Raw genomic sequence first — 21,947 nt, 5'->3', positions numbered from 1 at the left:
CCGTACGGTGAACCTCGGCACCCCGAACGTCTTTCCCCGCATGTGCGCGGTGGCCAAGCGCGCCGGCGAGCGCGCGGGAGAACGCGGAGGCCGGAGTCGCCCGGCGCTTTCCGCTCCGGGAATCCGCGCCCCCTGCCGTTCCATGGGGGCATCCGGACCTCGTCCTCCTGGACGCCGTCGCCAAGGGCGTCATCAGCGAGGTCGACGCCGAACTGATCGGCATGACCCGCCTGGAGAAGCGCACCCTGGCCGACGCCGCCCGGCAGCTCGGCCTGACCACCGAGGCCGCCAAGAAGCGCCGCCAGCGCTGCGAGCCGATCCTCGTCGACGCCATTCTGAGCGGCGAAGTCGAGGCCGCCACGTCCCTGACGATCTCCTCCGGCCCTTCTAGAGGGGTGGAGGAGGACGTCTCCATGATTTCCGTGCGGAGCCGGAGCTCGGATACGCAACCCGAGACCACCACGAGGAAAGGAGGCCGGGGCAGCCTCACCGGCTCCGCGCGGATTCCTCACCTGCCGGCGTCGCGGAAGCCGCGGCGGCGCGTCGTCCGCGTGCTGGTCGTCGTCGGCATCGCGGCGGCAGTGGTTGCCGCGGCTGTGGCCGACGGCGGCAACGCGACTGCCACGGTTCACGCGGCTGCTCCGCCGACTCGGCCGGACCAGCTCGAGAAGGTCTTCACCAACCTGCGGAACTGGATCGTCGGGCTGCTCGCCACGCTGGCGACGCTCATGTTCACCATCGGAGGCCTGCGCTACCTGGTCGCCGGCGGGGACCCCGGGGAGGTCCAGAAAGCCAAGGTCGCTTTCAAGGCCGCCGCCCTGGGTTACGCCCTGGCCGTGCTGGCGCCGTTGTTCGTCAACGTGCTCAAGCACGTCGTCGGCGGGTGACGGCAGTGGCCATCGAGATTTTTATCCACATCCTGTGGACAAATGCCTCGCCCGCTCCGAAGACGACGCCTGAACTGCCACCGCTCCCGAGCGGCACCACCGGGATCAGCTTCGGCATCGGCGACTGAATCACCAACCAGATCAACGCCTGGTTCGCCGACCTCGTCGGATCCGCGATCAAGCCGCTGCTGGAGGCCCTGGCCGCCACCCTCCTGGCCACGCCGAGCATCGACGGTCAGACACGGATCGAGGACCTGTGGCACGTGACCCTGGTCATCGCGAACGGATCCTTCATCCTGTTCGCCACCGTCGGCGGGATCCTCGCCATGAGCTACGAGACCGTCCAGACCAGGTACGCGATTAAAGAGATCCTGCCCCGGCTCGTCGTAGCCTTCCTGGCCACCAACGCCAGCTGCCGCCGGGCCCGCCGGGCTCAATCAGATGTACCGGCTGCGGAGCGCGGGAACCAGTTCACCGCCTCCCCCACGCCAGACGGTCGTCCCTCCGACGGCACCCGTACGACCGGTGCAGCCGATCGTGCCCCCGGACGCTCCCATCCCGGGCTCCGTGGACTGGCCCGAGAACCCCGGACGACGTAAGCCGCCACCTCGTCGCCGTACGCGCGGGCAGCGAGGAGGTGACGGACGATGAGCTGGAGCGACGTCGTCCGTATCCCCGCCGATGTGGAACAGCCCGACCGGATCGTCTGAGGGCTCACCGCTCGGCAGATGGCCATCCTCGCCGTCACCGGTGTGGCTCTCTACCTCGGCTACTCGATGCTCGGAGAGCGGCTCCCCCTCGCCGTCTTCGCGGCGATCGCCCTGCCGGTGGCGGTGCTGGGAATCCTGCTGGCCGTCGCCACCCACGACGGCGGCAGCCTCGACCGGTCCAGGTAATCACACGTCGGACACGGCACCTCGTGGTGCGCCCGCAGCATCTGCGTCTCGATCGACTCAGGCACGGACCCATCATGCCTGCCACCACCGACATTCTTTGACGCCGCCCCTTTCGACCGATCAGTAGCAAATGAGGGCGGTGGCGATGGCGACGAAGGAGGTGAGACGGTCGGCCTGGCCTATGGCGGCGAGGACAAAGCACGATGCCGACCCTGTTCGGGACAGTGGGAGGATTGCGAGGGTGACGGCTAGAACCAGTGACATCGAGAAGGCGGCCGGTGTGTTGCGCGCCGGGGGTCTGGTCGCCTTCCCGACCGAAACCGTCTACGGCCTGGGCGCCAACGCCGAGGACCCTGCCGCTGTCGCGCGTGTCTTCCAGGTCAAGGGGCGCCCACCCTCCCATCCGCTGATCGTCCATATCGGCGGCGCGGAGCACCTGGGCGACTGGGCCGAGGACGTGCCCGCGGCGGCGCGCCTGCTGGCCGAACGCTTCTGGCCGGGGCCGCTCACGCTGGTTCTGCGGCGCGGTCGGCGGGTGCCCCTCGAAGCGACTGGTGGCCTGGAAACGGTCGCCGTGCGCGTGCCCGATCACCCCGTCGCACTCGCGCTGCTGTCGGCCTTCGGCGGCGGCGTCGCCGCCCCGTCCGCCAACCGCTTCGGCTCGGTCAGCCCCACGACGGCGAACCACGTCCGCGCGGAGCTCGGCGATGCCGTCGACTTCGTGCTAGACGGTGGCGGCTGTCAGGTCGGCGTCGAGTCGACGATTGTCGACGCCACGGGCGACACCCCGAGCATCCTTCGGCCCGGCGGGGTGACGCAGGAGGACCTCGAAGCGGTGCTGGGGTTCCCGCTCGCGGTTCACTCGACGAGCCGCGTTCGTGTACCGGGGCAGCATCCGTCACACTACGCGCCGCGTGCGCAGGTCGTCCTGGTCGAGCCCGGGAAGGTCGTGGCCGAAGCGGAGCTCGCGCAGGAGCTGGGGCGCCAGGTGGGCGTCTTTCTTCCCCCCTCCTTCGCCGACGCCCCGGTGAAGGCGCACGCCGTGGTGGCGGTCCCGGCTTCGATGGCCGACTACGCGCGCGGGTTGTACGGGTTCCTGCGCGAGCTCGACCAGTTGGGGTGCGACCTCATCGTCGCGTCCTTGCCGGCGGAGGAGGGGCTGGGCCTGGCGATCGCCAACCGGCTCCGCCGCGCCGCGGGGCCCCGGCCCTCCGAGTGACCGGCAACGCCAATGGTCAGGGATACGGCTCGCCGCTGGTGGCATCCCCTCGCAGTCCGCCGCGAGTGCCCGAGCCGTAGCCCAGTTCCTGCGGCGGGCGCTCCCAGCCGATGCCGGTGTGCAGTGCAGGACGAACAAGATGCCTTGCAGTACCAGGCGGTCATCCAGCCGCTTGTGCCCCGGCTAGCGGGTCCGGCGCTGGTGCCTGGGCAGCAATGGCTCGATGACCGCCCATAACTCGTCGCTGACCTTCCACGGCCTTCAGCGCGCCACCTGCCACCCCTCTCGCTGACTACCGCGAGAGATCAAACCACGTCGGGAACGATGAGCCCGCGCTGGTAGGCGCGGACCAGTCGGCGGGGCACCAGGAGTTCGCGTCCGTCCACGGTGATCGGCACCAGGTCGGGTGGGGTTGCCTTCCACTGGCTGCGGCGGTGGCGCGTGTTGCTGCGCGAGGTTCTGCGCTTGGGAACGGCCACGATCACCAGCTCGCTTTCGTCACGCCCGGCAGCTCGCCCCGATGGGCCATCTGACGGAACCGGATCCGGGAGAGCCCGAACGTGCGGAGATACCCTCGCGGGCGGCCGTCGACGGAGTCCCGGTTGCGCACACGCGTCGCGCTCGCGTCACGCGGCTGGCGCGCCAGCTCGCGTACAGCCGACGCCCGCTCTTCTGGAGTGCCGGTGCGTACGACCTTCTTCAGCTCCGCACGCCGTTGGGCGTAGCGGGCGACCACGGCCTCGCGCCTCTCGTTGGCGGCGATCTTGCTCTTCTTGGCCATCAGATCCTCTCTCCCCGGGCGCGGATCCGGGTGACGGCGGCCTCGATGCCGATCTTGTCGACGGTCCTGATCGCCCGGGCGCTGAGCGTGAGCCGGACATGGCGGTTCTCGCTGGGCAGCCAGTAGCGGCGGCGCTGAATATTGGGGTTCCAGCGCCGGCGGGTGCGCCGGTGGGAGTGGGAGACGCGGTTGCCGAAGACCGGCGCAGTTCCCATGAGCTGGCAGTGCGCGGACATCAGGCTCTCCCGTAGCGCTGGTTGAACCGCTCGACTCGGCCGGCGGTGTCGAGCACCCGGCCGCGCCCGGTGTAGAAGGGGTGGCTCGCCGAGGAGACGTCGACGTCCACCACGGGATAGGTGTTGCCGTCCTCCCACTCGATGGTCTTGTGGCTGGTGATGGTCGAGCGGGTAAGGAAGGCGAACCCGGCGCCCGGGTCGCGGAACACGACCGGGTGGTAGTCGGGGTGGATGTCCTTCTTCATCGTTCCTCCCGGAAGGCGACGTGCCTGCGGATGATCGGGTCGTACTTGCGGAGCGTGAGCCGGTCGGGGTTGTTACGGCGGTTCTTGCGGGTCACGTAGATGTAGCCGGTCCCCGCCTCGATCGCAGCTTGAACACGGGGCGTAGCTCGTTTCTGGCCATGGGCCCTTCCTCTCTCGCCATCATCCTGTGCAATGATAACGATAATCATTTCCATCTCCGCAACTCGGAGGCCCTCCATGTCCACCCCCGTCGTCCTGGTCGCGGGCCTGCACGCCTCTGCTCGCACGGCCGTCGTCGATCGCCTCCTGCGCGACCACCCCGGCTCCGTCGCCGTCCACCACGACCTGCGGGAGGTGACCGCCGGCCGGGTGGAGCGCGTGGTCCGCGACGCCTCCACCGTGCTCGACCTGGCCGACATACGGCTCGCGCACGGCTGTGTCACCTGCACCGTCCGCGAGGACCTTCTCCCTCAGCTGGTGCGGCACGCCGCCATCGCGTCGCTGCTCGTGGTCGACCTGTGGGACTCGGTCGAGCCGCGCTCGGTCGCCGAGGCTGTCGATTGCGAGGAGGCCCACGACATCCTGCGGCTGACCTGCGTGCTGACCGCGTTGCACGCCGAGCACATGCCCGTCGACATCACCCGCGGTGACCGCCTCAGCGAGACCGGCCAGCGGGCCGCGGCCGGCGACCAGCGCTATCTCTCCGAAGTCCTGACCCGGCAGATCGAGTACGCCACCGCCCTGACCCTGCACGGCGGCGATGAAGAGGACGCGGAGCTCTCCCGCGCCGTGCTCGCCCACCTCGCGCCCTGCACCCCGGTCTTCGCCGAGTCGCTGCCGGGCGTGACCGGCGCCCGGCTGTGCTCACGGGAACTGGCCGAACGCGTCGACCCCGCCACCGCCCAGCTGCCCTGCGACGCGCAGACCGACGAGATCACCACAGTCGTGTGGCGCCGGCTGCGCCCGCTGCACCCCGGTCGCCTGTTCGAGGCCTTGGACGAGCTGGTCACCCAATCGGTGCGCTCCCGCGGGCGGTTCTGGCTGGCCAGCCGGCCAGATCGGTTGCTCGCCTGGGACGCGGTCGCCGGCGTCGTGTCGGTCGAGGATGCCGGGCCCTGGCTGGCCGCGTTGCCGGAGGCCGCCTGGGACATGGTCTCCCCCGGCCGCCGCACGGCCGCCGACCTCGACTGGGACCACATCACCGGCGACCGCGTCCAGCACCTGGTGTTCACCGGGCCCGACCTCGCCCGAGAGCGCCTCCACGCTCTGCTCGATGCCTGCCTGCTCACCGAGGAGGAGGCCCTGGCGGGCTCCGACGTGTGGGCCGGCTACGACGACCCCTTCGCCCACATCCTCGACCTCAAGGAGCTCGCATGAAGCCCCGCCGCACCCTCCGCAAGAAGAGCAACCCGCTGCAGGGCGTGCGCTACATCGACTACAAGGAGACCGACCTGCTGCGCAAGTTCATCTCCGACCGCGGCAAGATCCGCAGCCGTCGCGTCACCGGCGTCACGGTGCAGCAACAACGCCAGATCGCCCGCGCTGTCAAGAACGCCCGTGAGATGGCCCTGCTCTCCTACGCCTCCCGGCCGCGTTCGTGATCGACACAGCGGACGGCGCCGTCGGACGTGGTCCGGCGCCCGGCGACGTCCTCTGACCGGTAGACCGTCGGCCCGTTCGGATCCGCGGCCATAGACCCACAGTGTGCTGCGGCCGCGGATCGAGCTGGCAAGAAGGAGCAGACCGGCTGGGACATAGGCGTGGATCCGCCCCGGGGCCGACATCATGCCGGCGAAGACATGTCTCCGGACCGGAGTTCGGCTCAGTCTGCCGCCGGGTCCGGCCGTCGCAGTTCCACAAGCCCATGCCCGAGTTCCCGGGCGACGAGTCCTGCAGCCGCCGCTTCCAAACCACGGTTGCATGGCTCACAGGGAACATCGTGAAACGCCCGCTGCGATCGTCCAGGGTTTCTCCGTGTCGAGAACGGCACGACAGGTCATGGTCCATGCCCTCGAGGCCGGTGACCTTGACCGCGTCCTTCACCGGCTTCCTGCTGCGGTCGGCTTCCATGTCGAGGAGATCTACGGCGTGTGCACATCGTGCTGGACGGACGAGACGGAGCCCTCGAAGGCCATGCGGTGACCTTCTGTGCCTCCTGCCCCATTGCGGCCGATCCAGGTGGCGATGCTAGATTAAAATGAAAACCGTTGTCATTTCCGACAAGGATCGACATGAACACCTCCCCCCTGCGTCGTCCCTCCGTGCTCGTCCTCGCGGGCCTGACTTCTGTGCTGCTGACCGGTTGCGGCGGCTCATCTTCTCCCGCGACATCTCCCGAGTTGGCCATGAGCGCGTCCATCGGCCCGGGCACGGTCGCCGTGGTGACCTCCACGAACGTGTACGGCGACATCGTCCGGCAGATCGGCGGCGACAAGGTCGCGGTGACCTCGTTCATCGCCAGCCCTGACCAGGACCCGCACTCCTTCGAGGCCAATCCGCAGAACCAGCTGGCTCTGTCCAAGGCCAAGGTGATCATTGAGAACGGCGGCGGCTACGACGACTTCATGGACACGATGCGCGATGCCGCCGGCAACACCTCGGCCCAGGTGCTGAACGCGGTCGAGATTTCTGGGAAGACCGCGGCGGACGGAGAGGAGCTCAACGAGCACGTCTGGTACGACTTCCCGTCCGTCGCGCGGCTGGCCGACTCGATCGCCGCCGCGCTTGGCAAGGCCGACCCCTCCGCAGCCGCCGCCTTCACCGCTGGAGCCGAGACATTCAAGCAGAAGCTCAAGCCGCTGGAGGAGCAGGAGGCGGCCATGGCGGAGACGGCGAAGGGGACCGCCGTGGCGATCACCGAGCCGGTCCCGCGTTACATGATCGAGGCCTGTGGCCTGACCAACGCCACCCCCGAGGAGTTCAGCGAGTCCATCGAGGAAGGCAACGACGTCTCCCCCCGCGTCCTGCGGGACACCCTCGCCCTGTTCACCGGCAAGAAGGTCCAGGTCCTCGTCTACAACTCCCAGACCGCCGGCCCGGAGACCGAGAAGGTCCGCGAGGCGGCGACCGGCAACGGCATCCCCCTCGTCCCGGTCACCGAGACCCTGCCCTCCGGTGAGGACTACATCGGCTGGATGACCGCCAACCTCGCCGCGCTCGGCAAGGCCCTGGGGCGATGACCGAACAGTCGGGCGCCATCGCACCGCAGGCCACCTTCACCAGCGGAACACCCGTCGTCCTCAGCCTGACCGATGCGGAACTGCGCCGTGGCGAGCGCGTGCTGTGGTCCGGGCTGGATCTGGAGCTGCGCCGCGGCGAGTTCATCGCCGTATTGGGCCCCAACGGATCGGGCAAGACCAGCCTGCTGCACGCCATCCTGGGCCGGTTACCTCTCTCTGCCGGGACCCTGCTGATCGACGGCCGCCCGCCCCGGCGAGGCAGCGATCTGATCGGCTACATCCCCCAGCAGCGCGCCGTCGCCCCGCACATGCCGCTGCGCGCCCGCGACCTCGTGCGGCTCGGCGTCGACGGCCACCGCTGGGGTCTGCCCCTCGGCAGCAGAGGGCTGCGGCGTCGCATCGACGAGCTGCTGACCGAGGTGGGCGCGCACGCGTACGCGGACATGCCCCTCGGCCTGCTGTCCGGCGGCGAGCAGCAGCGGGTGCGCGTTGCGCAGGCCCTGGCCACCGATCCAGCGCTTCTGCTGTGCGACGAGCCTCTCCTCTCGCTCGACCCGCACCACCAGCACGCGATCGTCGACCTGCTCGACCGGCGGCGGCGCGCTCATGGCGCCGCAGTACTCTTCGTCACCCACGAGCTCAATCCGGTCCTGCCACTGGTCGACCGGGTGCTGTACCTGGCCGGGGGCCGATTCCGCGTCGGCACGCCCGACGAGGTGATGACGTCTTCCGTTCTGTCCGACCTGTACGGTGGCCCGGTCGAGGTGGTCCGGGCCCACGGCCGCTACCTGATCGCCGGTGCCCCCATCCCGCACCACCCCGACCACGCTGAAGGCGTCCAGTCATGAGCACCGACACCTGGCACCAGATCTTCAACTACGACGACTACGGGCAACTGCTGGCCCTCGTCGCCAACTCGATCCTCGCCGCGGCCGTGCTGGGTGTGGTCGGCGGCCTGATCAGTACGTTCGTGATGATGCGGGATCTGGCCTTCGCCGTACACGGGATCGCCGAGCTGTCCTTCGCCGGCGCTGCGGCCGCGCTCCTGCTCGGGGTGAACGTGGTGGCAGGATCCCTCCTCGGATCGGTCCTGGCCGCCGCGGTGATCGGTGCCATGGGGGTGCGCGTCCGGGACCGCAACTCCGCCATCGGCGTCCTGATGCCGTTCGGACTGGGACTCGGCGTGTTGTTCCTGTCGCTGTACAAAGGCCGCGCCGCCAACAAGTTCGGGCTGCTCACCGGGCAGATCGTGGCCGTGGACACCCCGCAGACAGCCTGGCTGATCGGAGTGTCGGTCGTCGTCCTGCTCGTCCTGGCAGTCATCTGGCGTCCGCTGACCTTCGCCAGCCTCGATCCCGACGTCGCCGCCGCCCGCGGCGTGCCCGTTCGGGCTCTGTCCCCCGTATTCACCCTGGTGCTGGGTCTCGCCGTGGCCACGACCATCCAGATCGTCGGCGCTCTGCTGGTGCTTGCCCTGGTGGTCACCCCTGCGGCCGCCGCCATCCGGGTGACGGCCTCCCCTCGCCTGATCCCTCTGCTCAGCGTCCTGTTCGCCGTCGCGTCTGTGGTCGGCGGCATCCTCATCGCGTTGGGCAGCAGCATCCCGATCAGTCCGTATGTCACCACCATCGCCTTCGTCATCTACCTGGCCTGCCGCGCTGTGGGCGCCGTACGCACCCGTGGCGGCTGGGCGCGCAGACCCCCGGCTGTGGTCCCCGGCTGAGGCGATGGTGAGCTCCGTTCCTCCCCCGCCCGGTTCACGCGACTGCCATACGGAACTTTGACGGGGTCGCGTAGTGCCGATCCCAGGATCACCGCTGAAAAGTTCTGCCAGGATGAGGCGCATGCCGGACCGGGTTGTGGTGGAGTCCTCGACAGAGGTACCGCCCCCGGATTGGGGCCGTAGGTCGGCCGCACCTCCGGTGACGCCCTGGCTGTTCGCGCTCCTCGCCACGCTTCTCGTCATCGGCCGCCTGGTGCTGACACCCCTGCTCACGGCCCCGGTGCTGCAGACCTGGGCGACCGTTTTCGTGGCGATTTGCGTTCAGGCGTTGCCCTTCCTCGTCTTGGGCGTGCTGCTGTCGGCGGCCATCGCGGCCTTCGTCCCGCCGTCGTTCTGGACGAAGGCCCTGCCCCGCAACCCCTACGCCGCGGTCCCCGTGGCGGGGGCGGCCGGAGCGGTCCTGCCCGGCTGCGAGTGCGCCTCGGTCCCCGTGGCCTCGGGCCTGATCTCGCGCGGGGTCACCCCGGCGGCCGCGCTGGCGTTCCTGCTGTCGTCGCCCGCCATCAACCCCGTGGTCGTGGTCGCCACGGCCGTGGCGTTCCCCGGACAGCCGATGATGGCCGTGGCCCGGTTCGCCGCCTCGCTCCTGGTGGCGGTCGCGGCCGGCTGGCTGTGGCTGCGCTTCGGCCGGGCCTCGTGGCTGCGGGTGCCGTCCCGTACGGCCCCCGCCGGCTCGAAGTGGGCAGAGTTCCGCGACGCCATGCGGCACGACCTCCTCCACGCGGGCGGATTCCTGGTGATCGGCGGGATCACGGCGGCCACACTGAACGTGGTAGTGCCCCGCGCATGGCTGACCTCGGTGGCGGACGTCCCCGTGCTGTCGGCGGCCGTGCTCGCGCTTCTCGCGGTCGTCCTGTCGATCTGCTCGGAGGCCGACGCGTTCGTCGCCGCCTCACTCACCGCGTTCTCCCCTACGGCGAAGCTGGCCTTCCTGGTCGTCGGGCCGATGGTCGATCTGAAGCTCATCGCCTTGCAGGCGGGGACCTTCGGCCGGGCCTTCGCGATGCGGTTCGTTCCAATGACGTTCTTGCTCGCGGTCGTGGTCAGCTCGGCGATCGGAGGAGTCCTCCTGTGAGCCGCCTGTCCCAGAGTCTCGTGCTGACCCTGCTCGGCGGCGTCGTGCTCTGGATAACCGCCCTGACGACGTCATACCTCAACTACGTGAAACCCGGCTTCCGTCCTTTCCTGCTCGCCGCGGGGGTGGTCGTCCTCGCTCTCGGAGTCGTCGGCCTCGTCCAGGAGTGGCGGCGTCCGTACGCGAACGCTCACGACGAACACGTCCACGAAGGGACGGGGAAGCAGGCCGAGGGTCACGACCATTCACGGGCGCCGCAGGTGGGCTGGCTGCTGTCCCTGCCCGTCTTCGCGATCGTCCTGATCGCGCCCCCCGCGTTGGGTGCCTTCGCCGCTCGTGGTGAGGACGCGCCCATCCGGCCGCCGGCGACGACCGGCTCCTACGTCCCGCTCTCCGCGGAGAAGATCACTCCGATGGCGGTGGGCGAGTTCATCGGCCGGGCCTGGGACTTCCGCGAGCGCACCCTCACCGGCAAGAGGGTCCGGCTGACCGGCTTCGTCGTACGGTCGAGGAAGAAGGACCGCTGGTACGTCACCCGCATGCAGATGAGCTGCTGCGCGGCCGACGCCATCGCCCTCAAGGTGGCTGTGCGCGGCGCCGCTCCGCCGCCCGACGACACCTGGGTCGAGGTGACCGGCACCTGGGTCTCGCCAAGGTCCCGCAAGATCCCGAACGGAACCGTGCCACCGGAGATGACCGCCATCCAGGTGACGGAGATCCCAGAACCAAGCGAGCCGTACGAGTAAGCCGACACCACGCCCATGCCGAAATGCGGCCGGCCCTCATAGAGCAGCATGAGGGCCGGTCGACTTCCCCAGTGACGCAGTTCCGCGTCCGACCGAGGGTTCTCGTACCCGGTCGCGGTGACGAGCGCGTTTCGAAGGTGCCGAAGTGTGTTGTGCACGTCCTTGCCGGTGTCCTCGGGCCACAGGGCTGTGGTGAGCTGGTCGCGAGTGACTCCTGCGGGATGGAGAGCGAGGTACACGAGGGCGTTGAGCTGCAACCAGCCCAGCTCAAGGGGAGCGGACCGCCTGCGTACGTAGACGGTGGTGTGGCCGTCTCGGTGGCCGCGGGGGTGAGTCGCCGCCATGCTCTGAGGTGTCCACGGTTCATGAGTCGGCGGGCTCGTCGAGGTCGGACAGGTCGAGCACGAAGCGGTAGCGGACGTCGCCGCGGCCGAGGCGGTCGAGCGCCTCCTGGACGCGCGCCGAGGGCAGCACCTCGACGTCGGCCGTGATGGCGTGGTCGGCGCAGAAGTCCAGCAGTTCGGCGGTGTGGCGGCGGCCGCCGGTGCCCGAGGAGGTCAGCTTCTTGCGGCCCTGGACCAGGTCGAGGATCCGGACCGCCTGCTCCAGGGGGTAGCCGAGCAGGGCGAGGGTGCCGTCCAGGGCCGCCATGCGCAGCAGCGGGGACAGGTCGTGCGCGGCGGGGATGGTGTCCAGGATGAGGTCGAACCTGCCGCGTGCCCGCTGGGTCTGCTGGTCGTCGCCGATCATCAGGGTGTCGACCGCTCCGAGCTTGTGGGCGTCGCCGGCTTTGCCGGGTGTGCGGCTGAGGACGGTGACCTCGGCGCCCAGCTCGGCGGCCAGCTTCACCCCCAGGTGCCCCAGCCCGCCGAGGCCGGCCACGGCGACCCGGCTCCCGGGCCCGATCCCGGCCGTGCGCAGGGGCTCCCAGACGGTGACCCCGGCGCACATCAGCGGGGCGGCGGCGGCCTGGTCGAGCCCGTCCGGCAGGTGGTAGGCGAACCGGTCGCGCACCACGTACTCGCGGCTGTAGCCGCCCTGGGTCCTGGTGCCGTCGACGCGGTCGGTCCCGCCGTAGGTGGTGACGGGGCCCTCGTAGCAGAAGTTCTCCTGTCCGATCCGGCACATCTCGCAGACCCCGCACGAGTCGACGACGGTCCCGACCGCGACCCGGTCGCCCACCGAGAACGCGGTCACCGCGGCGCCGACGGCGGTGACCGTGCCGGTGAACTCGTGGCCGGGGACCAGAGCGCCCTCGCCGAGAAGGCCGCCGATCCGGTGCAGGTCGCTGTGGCACACGCCGCAGTAGTCGACGCGGACCGCAAGGTCGTCGTCGCGCAGGTCGCGGCGCTCGATGCGGACGCGCCGCAGCGCGGTGGTGCCCTCGGTGCTCATCCAGCCGATGGTGGTACGCATGAATCCTCGAAACAGACTATTCGGTCTGTTCTTGAGCGTAGGTCACACTCGGTCGAAAAGCAAACCAACCAGTCTGTCTGTTAAGCTGAGGTCATGCCCGAGCTGCCGACCACGCCGAAGGGCGCCGCGACCAGGCGCCGGATTCTGGACGCGGCCGCCGAGGAGTTCGCACAGCTAGGCATCGCCGGCGCCAGGATCGACCGCATCACCGCCACCGCGCGCACCAACAAAGCCCAGGTGTACGGCTACTTCGGCAGTAAGGACGGCTTGTTCGACGCGGTGATCGCCGACCACGCCGACCGGCTCATGAGCGCCGTCGCCTTCGATGCCGAGGACCTGCCCGGCTGGGCCGTGGGAATGTACGACGAGAACCTGCGGCATCCCGAACTGGTCCGCCTCATGGCCTGGCTGCGGCTGGAACGACGCCCGGCAGGACGCCTCACCGACACCCCCGACGACGAGCCGAAAGTCACCGCTATCGCCGCCGCCCAGGCCGCCGGACGGCTCCGCCAGGGTGACCCCCTCGACCTGATCGCCCTGGTCATCGCCATGGCCTGTGCCTGGTCCCCGGCCAGCGGCTTCTACACCGCCACCGCGGATGAGCCCGCCACCGACCACGACCGCCGCAGGGCCCTCCTGCGCGAGTGCGTCGCTCGCGCTATCGCCCCCTGACCGAGCATCCACCTGCCGTCCGGGACGGGCAGGCGCCGTCGGACATCGATTTCGGGGCGGTCGCCACTGTCGGTCACGTCGCCGGATACGACAACTCCATAGGACGGTGGGAAAATAGTTCATTGATTGATCAATGAACCGTTGTCGCTGAATCACGTGAGACACGTCCCCACCGAGCCTCGCACCCTGTGGTCGGTCGGTGGCTTCAAGGGAGGCCGAATGGCGACCAGCCCCATCGGGGCGGGGAGGCCGAAGACCCGCGGCATCGTGCTCAACAGGATCCGGAAGGCACGCACCATCAGCCGGGTCGAGCTCGCCGCCGACACCGGAGTCACGGCGGCGACCATCACCCAGGTCGTTCGTGAGCTCATGGACCTCGGGCTGGTCGTCGAGGTCGGGCGCGGCGCGTCGACCGGAGGCAAGCGTCCGACGCTGCTGCAGATCAACCAACACGCCCGGTACGCCGTGGGAGTGCTGTTCGAACGCAACATCTGCATCATCGTCATCGTCGATCTGACCGGCCGGCAGGTGGCCAGGACCGCGTTCCCCGGAACGGCGCTGCTGCCTCCCGAGCAGGCACTCTCGCTGGTGGCCTCGCGTGTGGACGCCCTGATCGAGACCGCCGGAGTCGATCGCGGCAAAGTGCTCGGCGTGGGGCTGGCGACCTACGGACCACAGGACCGGCAGGCGGGCGTGCTGCTGACCCACCAGCCGACCGCCGAGTGGTTCCGATATCCCGTCGCGCCGCGCCTGTCCGAACTCCTGGGCCTGCCGGTGCTGCTCGACAACGACGCGGCGGCCGCGGCGATCGGCGAGTACTGGCTGGGGGCGGTGGAGTCCGGTACATACGGGTGCCTCTACATGGCCAGTGGCCTCGGCGGGGGCGTCGTCATCGACGGCGAGGTGTACCGCGGCGTCTCTTCCAACGCCGTCGAGATCGGCCACATCACCATCGACCTCAATGGAGGACCGTGCGATTGCGGCAACTACGGCTGCCTTGGAAACTACGTGGAACCCGCCGCCGTGATAAGGCAGGCGCTGAAGGAATCAAGCCTCGGTCAACGGCTTGAACTCGACCCTGCGGATACCGACGTCATGACCGGGTTCGCCCGCATCGCGACCGCCGCCGTCGCCGGAGACCCAGCGGCACGGACCTTGATCGAGCGCTCCGCCCGCCATCTGGGTACCGCCGCCGTCACGATGACGAGCCTGTTCGACCTCGACCTGATCGTGCTCGCCGGCCCCAGTTTCACCACCGCAGCGTCGATCTACCAGTCGGTGATCGAGGAGGAGGTGCAACGGCGTACCTTCGCCCGGCGGGCGCACCCGGTCCGGGTGGTCACCTCGGTCAGCAGCTCGGACGCGGCGGCGATCGGCGGCGCCGTGCTTGTCCTGCAGGGCGAGCTGGCCCTCCTCGAGCTGGACGTACGAGCCTGACGTCCCCGGCGCCGTCACACGGCGGAGTCGGGCACACGTGTCGTCTGGATGACGGCGGCGCCGAGGGGAGCCAATGTGATCTCCTCGGTTGCCGCGGCGCCCGTCAGCAGGTCGACTCCCGAGCGGTCCAGGGGAACGGCGACGTCCACGTCGGGGCTGTGGTTGAGCAGGAAGAGGTACTCGTTCCGCCCGCCCTCCCGTACCGTGCACTCGACGTGAGCGGGCAGGCCCGGGAAGGGATCCGTGACCCCGGCCATCCGGATCTGGTCCAGAAGGACGGCATGGAAGGCGGCGTCGTCCAGGAGAGTCGAGAAGTAGACGACCCGGCCGGAGCCGTAGGCGTTCGCGACGATCGCGGCGCGCCCCGCCAGCGGCCCGTCAGCGTATCTCGCCAGCGCGGTGCCGGTTTCCAGATGAATGTCCTCCCGCCACCAGCTCGCGGTGGCGGTGCGCCCGTCGGCGAACCGGACCGCGAACCGCTCTCCGGGACGCGCCGGCCAGTACTCGTCGATCTTCGCCCCGATGAGGTGACGGAATGCCCCCGGATAGCCGTCGGGGCGGACGCGGTCGCACTCGTCCACGACGCCTGAGAAGAAGGACATGACGACGGTGCCACCGGCGCGGGCGAACTCGGTGACGGCCGCGACGCCCTCGTCGTCGATCAGGTACGCGTTGGGGATGATCAGGACCTTGTACGGCGCCAGGTCGCTTCTGGGAGACACCACGTCGATCGTGTGGTGGTGTTTCCACAGTGGCCGATGGTGGCGCAGCACGATTTCGCCATAGTCGAAGTCGTCACGGGGCAGCCATCCGGTGTCCTCCAGCCCCCACCGGCCATTCCAGTCGAACAGGATCGCGACGTCGGCGCACCGCATCGTCGTACCCGCCACCGGGGCGAGGAGGCTCAGCTCGTGTCCCAGGTCGGCGATCTCCCGGAAGGTCCGCGAGTCCGGCCCGGAGTGAGGAACCATCGCGGAGTGGAAGCGCTCCACCCCGCCCCGGGCGGCCCGCCACTGGAAGAACATCACCGAGTCGGATCCATGTGCCAGCGCCTGCAGCGAGCCGAGCCGCATTCGCCCAGGTTCCTTGGCCAGGTTGACGTCTCTCCAGTTGACGGCGCTCGCGGCCTGCTCCATGACCATCCACGGCTGACCGTTCTTCAGTGAGCGGAACATGTCGTAGTGGAATGCGGTCGATATGTGCGATTCGGAATCGCCGGGGTCGGGGTAGACGTCGAGGGCGGCGACGTCCTGTTCCGGCGCCCATCTCCAGTAGTCCGCGTGCGGGTAGAAGGACATCAGGTTGGTCATGACGGGGATGTCGTCGCGGAAGGAGCGGAGGATGTCACGCTCGGCGAGGTAGCACTCGAGCAGGGAGTCGGAGGTGAAGCGCCGGAAGTCGAGGCGGCGAGCGGGGTTCATCCAGACGCCCATGACGTTGGCCACCTCGATCTGGTTCCAGTCCGTGTAGACCTGGCCCCAGAAGCTAGTGGTCCAGGCGGCGTTGAGGGTGTCGAGGTCGCCGTACCTGCGCCGGAGCCAGCGGCGGAAGCCGTCGGCGGCGGCCTCACTGTACGACGTGGGGCCGTACTCGTTGTTGACATGCCACATCGCGAGAGCCGGGTGGAAGGAGTAGCGCTCGGCGAGCCGGGTGACGATGTTCGCGGCGTACTCACGGTAGACAGGGGAGGCATGGTCGAAGTGCTGACGGCTGCCCAAGCCGAGAGGCCGGCCGTCCTCCATGATGGGGAAGACCTCCGGGTGCAGTTGGGTGAGCCAGGCGGGCGGCACGGCGGTGGGGGTGGCCAGGTTGACGCTGACGCCGCCCTCGTGCAGGAGGTCCATGACCTCATCGAGCCAGCCGAACTCGTACTCCCCGGGCTCTGGTTCGATCGCGACCCAGGCGAAGATCCCCAGCGAGACCAGGTTCACCCCGGCCTCACGCATCAGCCGGACGTCCTCCCGCCAGGTGGCGCGGTCCCACTGCTCAGGGTTGTAGTCGCCTCCGTAGGCCAGGCCGCCCAGGCGGCTCCTGAAGGCGTGCATACGAGGGTTGGTCATGTGACGCTCCTTGGCGAGCCGTTACGGGCCCAGCCACCGCGGTCCGATGGCTGGGCCCGGCACTGTCACCTGCGGTCAGGACAGGTGATCACGCGTACGGGTTCTGGGTGAGCAGGTGCGCCTTGTAGCCCTCGCCGATGCCGGGCTCGGGCGTGCCGGCGTAGTCCTTGATGAGCACCGCGCCCGTGCTGCAGCCCCACGGGCTCCAGGTCCAGGCGAGGTACGACACGCCGTTCTTGTCCGCCCACTTCGTGAGCTGGTCCATGTAGTCGTAGCCGCAGTTGTCCGCGCCGAACTCACCGGTCACCACGGGGACCTTCGCGGCGAGCGGAGCGATCTGGCTGTCCCAGCAGGACGCCGTGGCGCAGGCGTTGAAGCTGTAGGAGTGCCAGGATGCGGCGATGTTGTTCAGCGGGTCGTTCGGCTTGTACGCCAGCCACTCCCGCATGTCGTTGGCCCACTCCAGGCCGCCCACCATGAGGAGGTTGGTCGCGCCGGTCGCCCGGACCGCGTCGACGAGGTCCTGCATGCCGGCCACCTCATAGGGAATGCCGGTGCAGGTGCCGCCGTCACGCAGGCACTGCCAGCCCAAGGTCTTGTTCCAGTCGCTGCCGACCTCCGGGTACGGCTCGTTGAACAGATCGAAGACCACCGCGTCGTTGCCCTTGAAGGTCTTCGCGACGCCGGTCCAGAACTGGGGAGCGTACTGCGCGTCCGGCATCGGCTTCTGGCACGTCGCGGTGGCGTCCTTGCAGTGCCAGTCCGGTCCGTTGCTGTAGGCGCCCGAGGTCCAGTGCAGGTCGAGGATCGGCGTGATGCCGTTGGCGACCAGCAGGTCCGCGTACTTCTTGACCTCCTGCTGGTAGGCGGCGCCGCTGGGCGAGCCGTTGAGGCCGAGCCAGCACTCCTCGTTGAGCGGGATGCGGACGGCGTGGATGTTCCAGCTCTTCATCGCGTCGACCGACGCCTGGTCCACCGGGCCGGAGTCCCACATCCCCTTGCCCTGGACGCAGGCGAACTCGCCGCTGGAACGGGAGACGCCCAGCAGCCGGTACGGCTTCCCGGCCGCCGTCACGATCTTGTTGCCGGAGACGTGCAGCTGCGGTGCGGGGCCACCGGGATCAGTGCTGGGACTCGCGCTGGGACTCGCGCTGGGACTTGAGCTGGGGCTCGCGCTGGGGCTCGCGCTGGGACTTGAGCTGGGGCTCGCGCTGGGACTTGAGCTGGGACTTGCGCTGGGGCTGGGGGACTGGCCGGTGCAGGCGACACCATTGACCTTGAACGCGGTGGGAACCGGGTTGCTCCCGCTCCATTTGCCGATGAAGCCGATCGACACCGAGGCGCCGGTGGCCACCTTGGCGTTCCAGCTCAAGCTCTTGGCGGTGACGTGGGCGCCGGTCTGCGACCAGTCGGCGCTCCAGCCGTTGTTCACACCCTGACCGGCACTGGGGAAATCGAACTCCAGCGTCCAGCTGGTCAGCGGGTCGCCCAGATTGGTGATCGAGACGTCACCCTGGAAGCCGCCCGACCACTCACCTGCGACCTTGTATTTCACTGAGCAGCCGCCGGCGGCGGCCGAGGCCGGTGCATTCACGAGCGCGGCGCCCGCGGCCACGAGGCCGACGGCCGCCGTCACTAACGCGACGCGGTGTTTCATTGGGCTTTCCTCTTTCTCCTTTGCGGATCCGGAGATCTGCCGCCTCACGACTGGATCCGATGGTCGTAGGCGGGAGCCTCGCCGGCGGCCACGACAGCCGCCGCATCGATGTCGAACGAACGGCCACGCGCCTCCGGGTCCGGCGAGGCGGCGGCCAGGAGCCGGGTATAGGGGTGCCGCGGGGCGAGGATGACCTCGTCGGCCGGGCCGCGCTCCACGACCCGGCCTCGGTAGAGCACGAGGATGTCGTCGGAGAAGTGCCGTGCGGTGGCCAGGTCGTGGGTGATGTAGAGGACGGCGAGGTTCTCCTCGCGCTGCAGGCGCGCCAGCAGGTTCAGCACGCCCAGCCGGATGGAGACGTCCAGCATGGACACGGGCTCGTCGGCCACGATCACCTTCGCCCCCGGCGCGAGCGCGCGGGCGATGGCGACCCGCTGCCGCTGGCCGCCGGACAGCTCGTGCGGGCGGCGGTGGACGATGTCGCGTGCCGGTAGGTTGACCCGTTCCAGCAGGTAACCGGCCTTCTCCCGGGCCTCGGCCCCGGTACGGGCCTGCCCGTGCAGCAGCAGCGGGCGGATCAGATGGTGCTCCACGGTGTGGAAGGGGTTCAGTGAGGAGAACGGGTCCTGGAACACCATCTGCACGTGGTCGCGGTACGCCCGATCGGACACCCGGCCGCCGTCGTCGTCCTTCAGGACGACCTGTCCGGCGGTGGGCCGTTCCAGCCGGGCGATGATCCTGGCGATCGTGGACTTGCCCGAACCCGACTCCCCGACCAGGGCGACCGTACGGCCGGGCGAAAGCGTGAACGAGACGTGGTCCACGGCCCGCAGCCGCCGTCCGCGCAGACCGGTCCGGATGCGGAAGTCCTTGACGAGGTCCTGCACGTCGAGCGTGGTCACCGTGCACCTCCGGTGGCCTCACCGGTGCGGACGAACGCGCCGCGCTCACCCGTGAGGCTGGGGAACGATTCGAGCAGGCGCCGGGTATAGGGATGGCGGGGTCTGGCGAGGATTTCCTCAGCCGCCGCGCACTCGACGATCTCCCCGCCCAGCATCACGGCGATGCGGTCGCTCACCTCGAGCAGAAGGGGAAGGTCGTGGGTGATGAGCACGATCCCGAATCCCAGCTCGTCGCGCAGGCGCAGGATCTCGCGGAGGATGCCTCGTTGCACCACCACGTCCAGGGCGCTGGTCGGCTCGTCCATGATCATGACTTGCGGGTCGAGCAGCATGGCCATCGCGATCATGACGCGCTGTCGCATGCCTCCGGACAGCTCGTGGGGGTAGGAGCGCAGCCGCGCGGGGTCCACGCCCACCAGCTCCAACGCCCTGGCGCAGCGCGCCCGGCGATCGCTCCGCGAGAGCTGGGGGCGATGCGTGGTGAGTACGTCCTCCAGTTGCGCCCGGATCGTCATGACAGGGTTCAGCGAGTTCATCGCTCCCTGGAACACCACCGACATCTGCGACCACCGGAAGGCCCGCAGCTCGCCGGACGGCAGGGCGAGCATGTCGGTGTCCCCGCCGTCCCGGTGATGAAAGGTGACCGATCCGGCGGTGACCTCCGCCGGCGGCCGGTGCAGGCGGTTGATCGCGTACGCGAGCGTCGTCTTCCCGCTGCCCGACTCGCCGGCCAGGCCCAGAATCTCGCCCCGCCGTACCTCCAGCGACACGTCCTTGACTGCCCGTACCGTGTTTCCGTAGGTCACCGACAGGTTCCGCACACTCACCACGACATCCTGCGAGGGCCGCCCGACCGGCGCCGGCTCGCGCCGCGGGCGCCGGATCCGGCGTGGTACGGCGCGCAGCTTGGGGTTGGTGATCTCGTCGATGCTGAAGTTGATCAGTGCGAGGCCGCATCCGAACAGCGCGATGATCAGGCCCGGTGGCGCGAACCACCACCACGCGCCGCGTTGCAGCGCGAAGCCGTTCTGGGCGTAGTAGAGCATCGTGCCGAGGGTGGAGGAGTTCGAAGCACCAAGCCCGAGGAACGACAGACCGGCCTCTGACAGGATCGCCGCGATCACCGAGAAGACGAACTGGGAGGCCAGCAGCGGCAGGAGGTTCGGCAGGATCTCGACGGTGATGATCCGCCATGCCGGCTCCCCCGCCACGCGGGCGGCCAGGACGTACTCCCGGTTGCGCAACGTCAGCGTCTGCGCGCGAAGCACCCGGGCCGACCCGGCCCAGCCGGTGATCGCGAGCACCACCGCGATGGTCCACGCCCCCCGCTGCTCGGGCGGTACGAACGCGGAGATGACGATGACCAGTGGGAGGCCGGGTATCACCAGCATCACGTTGGAGAACAGGGAGAACGCCTCGTCCACAACGCCGCCGGCATAGCTGCCCACGATGCCGAACAGCGCCGACAGGACCGTGGCCATCACGCCGACTAGCACGCCGATGTAAAGCGATCCCCTGGTCGCGTACGCGATCTGGGCCAGCACGTCCTGGCCCAGCTGCGTGGTGCCGAGGACGTGGCCTCCGCCGGGTGAAGTGAGTCCGATGTCGTTGATCGCGTCCGGATCGCCGGCGAAGAGCGGGCCGGTGACGCCGAACAGGATGATCGCGGTGATCAGGGCGAGCCCGGTGACCAGTTTGGGCGACGACCAGGGCAGCACGGCGCGCCGGGGCGCCGGGGAATCCGGACCGGGATCGGTCATACGTTCCCTCCCGCGCGGGTTCGGGGGTCGATGACGCCGTAGAGCAGGTCGACCACCAGATTGGCTCCGAGCACCGCCACGGTCGTGACCAGGAAGATGCCCTGCATGAGCGCGTAGTCGTTGTTCTGCACGGCCTCGAGCAGCTTGGAGCCGATGCCGGGGTAGGAGAACACCTGTTCGGTGACGATGGAGCCGGCCACCACGAACCCGAGGGAGATGGCGAACCCGGCGATCGACGGCAGTGCCGCGTTGCGTGCGGCGTACCAGATCATCACGCGCCTGTTCGGCAGCCCCTTCGCGGTGGCGGTGAGCACGTAGTCCTCGGACAACGTGGACACCATCATGTTGCGTAGTCCCAGCAGCCAGCCGCCCACCGAAGAGATCACGATCGTCAGCGCGGGCAGGATGCCGTGGTGGACGGCCGAGCCGAGGAAGTCGAGGTTCCACCCGGGGGTGAAGTCGACGTCGTAGCCGCCGATGAGCGGGAACCAGCCCAGCGCGGACCCGAAGACGGCGACGAGGACGAGCGCCAGCCAGAAGTACGGCACCGCCGCCAGCACCGTGGTCGCGGGCACCAGCGAGTCGAGCCAGGTGCCCCGCCGCCAACCCACCACCATTCCCAGCCCGGCGCCGACCAGGACCGACAGCACCGTCGCGATGCCCACCAGGACGACCGTCCAGGGCAGGGAGGTCGCGATGACCTCCGAGACGGGCACCGGGTAGGCGCTGACCGAGATTCCGAAGTCGCCGTGCAGCATGTTGCCGAGATAGGACAGATACTGCTTGGTCAACGGCTCGCCCGTGTCGGTGCCGAGCAGCAGTTCGTAGGCTCTGCGAGCCTCGGGGTTCACCGAGCCGCCCCGCTGCTGCAGCTTCGCCATCAGGATGCTCACGGGGTCGCCCGGCATCATCCGGGGGATGAAGAAGTTCAGTGTGACCGCCGCCCACAGGGCGGCCAGGTAGAAACCGAACTTGCGGAGGTAGTACCGCATCGGC

The 21,947-nt window shown here is 69.2% G+C and carries 23 protein-coding genes and 2 pseudogenes; 14 read left to right on the top strand and 11 right to left on the bottom strand.

Translation table 11 applies throughout. From position 1 onward, the window contains the following. Positions 1-221: 221 nt before the first annotated feature. The 5 genes and pseudogenes from FED44_RS37085 to FED44_RS04260 all read left to right on the top strand — a co-directional run bounded on the left by FED44_RS37085 (position 222) and on the right by FED44_RS04260 (position 3,002). Entirely contained in the window at positions 222-887 is a 666-nt protein-coding gene (locus FED44_RS37085; RefSeq protein ID WP_244301697.1) for a pilin, read from the top strand. A gap of 5 nt (positions 888-892) precedes the next feature. Further along, positions 893-1,015, top strand: a complete 123-nt coding sequence (locus FED44_RS37990; protein WP_262367117.1) for a hypothetical protein — start codon at positions 893-895, stop codon at positions 1,013-1,015. 135 nt (positions 1,016-1,150) lie between these two features. Continuing rightward, the gene (locus tag FED44_RS04265; RefSeq protein ID WP_138459805.1) at positions 1,151-1,486 is read left to right on the top strand and encodes a hypothetical protein; all 336 of its coding nucleotides are present in this window, start codon (positions 1,151-1,153) and stop codon (positions 1,484-1,486) included. A gap of 123 nt (positions 1,487-1,609) precedes the next feature. Next, positions 1,610-1,783 (top strand): annotated as a pseudogene (locus FED44_RS35645) (hypothetical protein); the annotation flags it as partial. A gap of 241 nt (positions 1,784-2,024) precedes the next feature. Beyond that, positions 2,025-3,002 carry an L-threonylcarbamoyladenylate synthase gene (locus FED44_RS04260; protein ID WP_138459804.1) on the top strand — a complete coding sequence of 326 codons (978 nt, stop codon included), beginning with the start codon at positions 2,025-2,027 and terminating at the stop codon, positions 3,000-3,002. 305 nt (positions 3,003-3,307) lie between these two features. On the opposite strand, the gene rpmF is transcribed toward FED44_RS04260, so the two are convergent. The 5 genes and pseudogenes from rpmF to rpmG all read right to left on the bottom strand — a co-directional run bounded on the left by rpmF (position 3,308) and on the right by rpmG (position 4,424). Further along, complete coding sequence (gene rpmF, locus FED44_RS04250) at positions 3,308-3,481, bottom strand: 50S ribosomal protein L32 (protein ID WP_111700176.1); 174 nt, start codon at positions 3,479-3,481, stop codon at positions 3,308-3,310. Between the two features lie 2 nt (positions 3,482-3,483). Beyond that, on the bottom strand, positions 3,484-3,783 hold the full coding sequence (gene rpsN, locus FED44_RS04245; protein ID WP_138459803.1) for a 30S ribosomal protein S14: 300 nt from the start codon (positions 3,781-3,783) through the stop codon (positions 3,484-3,486). Further along, positions 3,783-4,019, bottom strand: a complete 237-nt coding sequence (rpmB, locus tag FED44_RS04240) for a 50S ribosomal protein L28 (protein ID WP_111700112.1) — start codon at positions 4,017-4,019, stop codon at positions 3,783-3,785. The genes rpsN and rpmB overlap by 1 nt, the downstream gene beginning before the upstream one ends. Further along, complete coding sequence (locus FED44_RS04235) at positions 4,019-4,264, bottom strand: type B 50S ribosomal protein L31 (RefSeq protein ID WP_138459802.1); 246 nt, start codon at positions 4,262-4,264, stop codon at positions 4,019-4,021. Before FED44_RS04235 ends, rpmB begins: the two co-directional genes overlap by 1 nt. Next, a pseudogene (rpmG, locus tag FED44_RS04230) lies at positions 4,261-4,424 on the bottom strand (50S ribosomal protein L33). The gene FED44_RS04235 and the pseudogene rpmG overlap by 4 nt, the downstream one beginning before the upstream one ends. 77 nt (positions 4,425-4,501) lie before the next feature. On the opposite strand from rpmG, the gene FED44_RS04225 reads away from it, so the two are divergent. From FED44_RS04225 to FED44_RS04195, 7 genes are all read left to right on the top strand, one after another. Next, positions 4,502-5,641 (top strand): CobW family GTP-binding protein, encoded by a 1,140-nt coding sequence (locus FED44_RS04225; RefSeq protein ID WP_138459801.1) that lies wholly within the window; start codon positions 4,502-4,504, stop codon positions 5,639-5,641. After that, complete coding sequence (gene rpsR, locus FED44_RS04220) at positions 5,638-5,865, top strand: 30S ribosomal protein S18 (protein WP_138459800.1); 228 nt, start codon at positions 5,638-5,640, stop codon at positions 5,863-5,865. The genes FED44_RS04225 and rpsR overlap by 4 nt, the downstream gene beginning before the upstream one ends. Positions 5,866-6,495: 630 nt before the next feature. Then, on the top strand, positions 6,496-7,443 hold the full coding sequence (locus FED44_RS04215; RefSeq protein WP_138459799.1) for a metal ABC transporter solute-binding protein, Zn/Mn family: 948 nt from the start codon (positions 6,496-6,498) through the stop codon (positions 7,441-7,443). Next, positions 7,440-8,291 (top strand): metal ABC transporter ATP-binding protein, encoded by an 852-nt coding sequence (locus FED44_RS04210; protein WP_111700118.1) that lies wholly within the window; start codon positions 7,440-7,442, stop codon positions 8,289-8,291. Before FED44_RS04215 ends, FED44_RS04210 begins: the two co-directional genes overlap by 4 nt. Beyond that, a complete protein-coding gene (locus FED44_RS04205; protein WP_111700119.1) occupies positions 8,288-9,166 on the top strand; it encodes a metal ABC transporter permease in 879 nt (292 codons plus the stop codon). Before FED44_RS04210 ends, FED44_RS04205 begins: the two co-directional genes overlap by 4 nt. Before the next feature lie 121 nt (positions 9,167-9,287). Continuing rightward, positions 9,288-10,301, top strand: coding sequence for a permease (locus FED44_RS04200; protein ID WP_187405965.1), 1,014 nt, complete (start codon positions 9,288-9,290; stop codon positions 10,299-10,301). Further along, positions 10,298-11,047 carry a TIGR03943 family putative permease subunit gene (locus tag FED44_RS04195; protein ID WP_111700121.1) on the top strand — a complete coding sequence of 250 codons (750 nt, stop codon included), beginning with the start codon at positions 10,298-10,300 and terminating at the stop codon, positions 11,045-11,047. The genes FED44_RS04200 and FED44_RS04195 overlap by 4 nt, the downstream gene beginning before the upstream one ends. A 363-nt stretch (positions 11,048-11,410) precedes the next feature. Here FED44_RS04195 and FED44_RS04190 read toward each other — a convergent pair whose 3' ends face one another. After that, entirely contained in the window at positions 11,411-12,463 is a 1,053-nt protein-coding gene (locus FED44_RS04190; protein WP_138459797.1) for an NAD(P)-dependent alcohol dehydrogenase, read from the bottom strand. A 93-nt stretch (positions 12,464-12,556) separates the two neighbouring features. Between FED44_RS04190 and FED44_RS04185 the strand changes: the two genes are divergently transcribed. Next, positions 12,557-13,135, top strand: coding sequence for a TetR/AcrR family transcriptional regulator (locus tag FED44_RS04185; protein ID WP_111700122.1), 579 nt, complete (start codon positions 12,557-12,559; stop codon positions 13,133-13,135). 219 nt (positions 13,136-13,354) lie between these two features. Further along, on the top strand, positions 13,355-14,572 hold the full coding sequence (locus FED44_RS04180; protein ID WP_138459796.1) for an ROK family transcriptional regulator: 1,218 nt from the start codon (positions 13,355-13,357) through the stop codon (positions 14,570-14,572). Positions 14,573-14,586: 14 nt separating this feature from the next. Here the strand turns inward: FED44_RS04180 and FED44_RS04175 are convergent, their stop codons facing one another. The 5 genes from FED44_RS04175 to FED44_RS04155 all read right to left on the bottom strand — a co-directional run bounded on the left by FED44_RS04175 (position 14,587) and on the right by FED44_RS04155 (position 21,943). Beyond that, positions 14,587-16,632, bottom strand: coding sequence for a beta-galactosidase (locus FED44_RS04175; RefSeq protein WP_244301696.1), 2,046 nt, complete (start codon positions 16,630-16,632; stop codon positions 14,587-14,589). An 88-nt stretch (positions 16,633-16,720) separates the two neighbouring features. Then, entirely contained in the window at positions 16,721-18,187 is a 1,467-nt protein-coding gene (locus tag FED44_RS04170; protein WP_244301695.1) for a cellulase family glycosylhydrolase, read from the bottom strand. 146 nt (positions 18,188-18,333) lie between these two features. Next, positions 18,334-19,191 carry an ABC transporter ATP-binding protein gene (locus FED44_RS04165; RefSeq protein WP_138459795.1) on the bottom strand — a complete coding sequence of 286 codons (858 nt, stop codon included), beginning with the start codon at positions 19,189-19,191 and terminating at the stop codon, positions 18,334-18,336. Further along, on the bottom strand, positions 19,188-20,951 hold the full coding sequence (locus FED44_RS04160) for a dipeptide/oligopeptide/nickel ABC transporter permease/ATP-binding protein (protein ID WP_138459794.1): 1,764 nt from the start codon (positions 20,949-20,951) through the stop codon (positions 19,188-19,190). The genes FED44_RS04165 and FED44_RS04160 overlap by 4 nt, the downstream gene beginning before the upstream one ends. Further along, positions 20,948-21,943 (bottom strand): ABC transporter permease, encoded by a 996-nt coding sequence (locus FED44_RS04155; RefSeq protein ID WP_138459793.1) that lies wholly within the window; start codon positions 21,941-21,943, stop codon positions 20,948-20,950. Before FED44_RS04155 ends, FED44_RS04160 begins: the two co-directional genes overlap by 4 nt. Between the last annotated feature and the right edge of the window lie 4 nt (positions 21,944-21,947).

Source organism: Microbispora triticiradicis (genome assembly GCF_005864065.1).
Classification (GTDB): Bacteria; Actinomycetota; Actinomycetes; order Streptosporangiales; family Streptosporangiaceae; genus Microbispora; species Microbispora triticiradicis.
Note: the sequence above shows the minus strand (reverse complement) of the source record. Positions and strands in the feature narration are given on the sequence as shown.